Source organism: Halomonas sp. 3D7M (assembly GCF_014897885.1).
GTDB lineage: Bacteria > Pseudomonadota > Gammaproteobacteria > Pseudomonadales > Halomonadaceae > Vreelandella.
Genome location: NZ_JABUZF010000219.1, coordinates 1 through 3492, shown reverse-complemented (window position 1 = coordinate 3492; position 3492 = coordinate 1). Strand labels below are relative to the sequence as shown.

Genomic DNA, 3492 nt, shown 5'->3' with positions numbered 1-3492 from the left:
CCTGGCTCGTTGTCGCCCCCTGGCTCGCTGTCGGTTTCTAGCCAACGCTCTACAACATCTTTACCGTATTCTTCGTACCAAGACTTCAAGGTTTTATCGTTTCTATTACGAACCTCGATGACTTCCCCTGTATGCGCGTTGCGATACACTTTTTTAGGTGTGGTTTTTTTCAGAGTATTAACAAAGTTACGCGTTTGAGAGGTAGTAACTTCTTCCTGTAATTCCGAAACTTTCAGACAAAAAGCCTCAACTTTTCCTGGCTCTTTTTTATGCGCACGATGAAGCAATGCGAGTGCTTGCATGGATCGGCATAGCCCCTCATCGTACAAAGCTCTAATGTGATCAGACATATTAAAGAAAATAGAATGGTCTGATACATAGGATGGATGCCGCCCCAAAGCTTTAGCAATCTCGTTGGCTTTATATTTTTCCTCCAGCCGAGTCTTAATAAATGAAGCAATTTCTAAAGGACTCAAATCCTCCCGTTGATCATTCAAAATGAATTTATCAAAGCTGTCTAATGAGTCCTTAATTATATATGGAGCTTCTTCTAAACCAGCCATCAGCGCAGCACGATAGCGGCGGTTGCCGCCATTTATAACGAAATCCCCCTCTATTTCTGGATGTGGGCTAACCTGCAAAGGTTCCAGTATGCCCCGAAGCTGACCAGTAGCGGGATTAATTTGCTCCATCGAGTCGGCAAGCTCTTGAAGCTTAATAAGGTCAAAAGAGCGCCGCGCATTATCTTCATCTTCATGAAATCGATTTAAGGGGGCATAGTTAACACCTTTATCGGCTTTTTCACCAAGTAGCGTCGAAGCGCTAAAGTTATCCAGCCCTTGTAAATCAGCGCCTTTAGCCTTTCCTTTTGAATCAGCCATTACTTCACTCCTTTGATTTTCTCAAGCACAATTTCAAATGCTTCTTTAAATTCTTTTCCCGCTTTACGCGCCGCTGTCTTTTTAAGCTTCCAAACCGGAACACCTTCACTTAGTGCTTCAGGAATAGAGGAACGTAAACCTATCGTTGCGTCAATCATTAAGTGCGAATATTCTTTTTCTAATCGCTCCAAAGTAGCCATTTGAGCCACAGAGCGGGAATTAAAGCGATTAGGTAACATACCTAAAAACTTTAAAGAGGGGTTCCATTGATCCCTAACACCAAAGATGGCGTTAAGCATTTTGGCAATGCCTTGAATGCTGTATTGCTCTAACTCAATTGGCGATAAAACATAATCAGCAACAAGTAGCGCCGCCGTCATCCGGTAGCCTAGAGTTGGAGGGGTGTCAATAATACAAAAATCAAACTCACTGCTAATTTTCTCAATATTCTTTTTAAGCGTTGAAAAAATGGAAGAATCAGCGCGGTCTATATCAACCATTGCATTATCTGCTTTTACAAGCGTCACGCCTTGGTTTGCGTGAATAGATTGAATAGCTGTATTGAAAAACTCACTAGCAACAATGCTTGAAACTTTAGAATAATTCTCTAGCGAATCTGAGGCATTCGCTTGATGGTCAAAGTCTAAGAAAAGAACCTTATAGCCCTTTGTTGCTTCTGCTAGAAACATTGCTGCGTGTACAGCAGTAGCAGTTTTTCCTACGCCGCCTTTTTGGTTAGAAACCGCGATGACTTCCATTTACTCAGCCCTCCTCTTCGTGCTGCCTTCTTGCTTCTTCTTCAAGCGCTCTTACCATCGCTATCATTTGAGCAGGCAGGCAAACCTCGATTTTTTCCCAACCCTTTGGTGGCTGGGCATGTTTTATATATGAGTCTTTTACTTTCCTTACTATTGCTGCAATTGCCGAGCGGCTAAGACCTGTTTCGCGCACCAAATCTGACTGCTTCTGCCCTTCCACTAGCACAGCCTTTGCAATGGCAACGTTTTTTGCTTTTAACGACCTTGGTAGCTTCCTTACTGCCAATCCGAATTCGCTGTTAGTTAGTAGCCTTTTCATTTTGATACTCAGTTAGGATGCTGCTTTCTTACGGGACACCTCAAATTATAAACCCACATCTATAAACGTCAATAGATAAAGGTCACTTTTTTTGTGTTTTTTTTCGTGCGCACGAAATTCCCTGGCGTCGGTGGAAACCCCCTTATCATTTTTTTACGTTTTATTTCGTGCGCACGAAATAAAATGCTATTTTGTATTGTATTTCGTATCGTATATAGTATTATACGTAATACAAAATACGATACGATACGAGGTAATACGCTATGGCTCCCACTGGAATTTCATTTGGCCAAGTTGCTGCTGCTGCGGATGCATTAATTGGCCGTGGTGAGAAAGCCACTATTCAAGCTGTACGTGAAGAAATTGGCACAGGTTCTCCAAACACTATTCACAAACATCTAACGATATGGAAAGCATCGCAGATACCCGCAGAGCGTAAAGCTGTGAAACTCCCAGACGAGTTAGCGGCGGCACTTGCAAATGAGATAGAGCGTCAAGCCTCCGCTGCGCGTGCTGAGGCTGAAAGTGACGCGCTAGAAGCGCGGCAAACAGCGGATGAGTTAGCAGAAACAGGCGAAGCGCTGGAAACCGAGGCTGACGAGCTACGCGCACAAGTGGAGAGATTGATAATTGAACGTGATGAAGCAGTGTTTGATTGCAATGAAGCCCGCAGGCTGGTGACTGAATTTAGAGAACACGTAAAAACACTTGAAACGCAACGTGACGATGCACGGTTTGAATTAGCGGAGGCGCGTAATCGAATAACAACACTAAGCGAATCGCTGGAACGTGAACACAACGCAACGTTAGACGCTCAAGCAGCGTTAAAAGCGGCTGATGTTGAGAAAATCCAAGCTGAACGAGCCCAGGCGGTGGCGGTCGCTAAGTTAGAAGCACTCAAAGAACAGTCCGCTGAACGTTTAGACGCTCTCAAATATGAGCAACAAGCCCGTGTTGCTGACGCAGAAACGCATAAACGTGATTTGACAGAACTGCGCAATGAGTGGAAAGAACGCCTAGCTACAACTGAGAAGCACGCTGTAGATGCTCAGAAACGCGCCCAGGAGGCGGAAGCCGCACAAGCTAAGGCGGAGGCCAGGGTTGAAGCCCAAGAAGCCCAAGAAGCCCAAGAGGTGGATAGAAAACCCGCTACTAAATCAGGAAGTACAGTTAAGCGGAAAACCGTATAAATTGATCATTGTCTGCTGGCTGAACCGTTCGGCAAGAAACTTGCCTCCTCCCAGCCAGCTATATTTGAAAATCGAGTGTTTCCACTGAAAATTGGGTGATGGTGAGCGGAGCGAACGCACGCCAAACCAGTGAGGCACTCATCTAAACATACCACCTGGTGTTTGCAGCATTTAACCAGGTGCGCCTCCCCTCCCTTACTGCTAAACAATGTTTTTGACGTTTTCTTGATAACGTCATGGATTTTGTTTGGCCACTGGCAGTGATGTGCCACAGCAGGGCGCGGCGGGCGCGTAGCGCCCTGCATAGCGCCCTACGCCGCTTGCGGCAGCATTTTTGGGGGGAT

At 45.3% G+C, this 3492-nt stretch carries 4 protein-coding genes; 1 reads left to right on the top strand and 3 read right to left on the bottom strand.

Translation table 11 applies throughout. The annotated features are described in order from the left end of the window. The 3 genes from INT22_RS12455 to INT22_RS12445 all read right to left on the bottom strand — a co-directional run. Window positions 1-881: ParB/RepB/Spo0J family partition protein (locus INT22_RS12455; protein WP_193068307.1), on the bottom strand; the 881-nt coding region annotated here is incomplete at its 3' end. Then, on the bottom strand, window positions 881-1639 hold the full coding sequence (locus INT22_RS12450; protein WP_193068306.1) for a ParA family protein: 759 nt from the start codon (window positions 1637-1639) through the stop codon (window positions 881-883). The genes INT22_RS12455 and INT22_RS12450, both read right to left, overlap by 1 nt. A gap of 4 nt (window positions 1640-1643) precedes the next feature. Further along, window positions 1644-1958 carry a TrfB-related DNA-binding protein gene (locus INT22_RS12445; protein WP_193068305.1) on the bottom strand — a complete coding sequence of 105 codons (315 nt, stop codon included), beginning with the start codon at window positions 1956-1958 and terminating at the stop codon, window positions 1644-1646. A 263-nt stretch (window positions 1959-2221) separates the two neighbouring features. On the opposite strand from INT22_RS12445, the gene INT22_RS12440 reads away from it, so the two are divergent. Next, complete coding sequence (locus tag INT22_RS12440) at window positions 2222-3148, top strand: DNA-binding protein (protein WP_193068304.1); 927 nt, start codon at window positions 2222-2224, stop codon at window positions 3146-3148. Window positions 3149-3492: the final 344 nt, after the last annotated feature.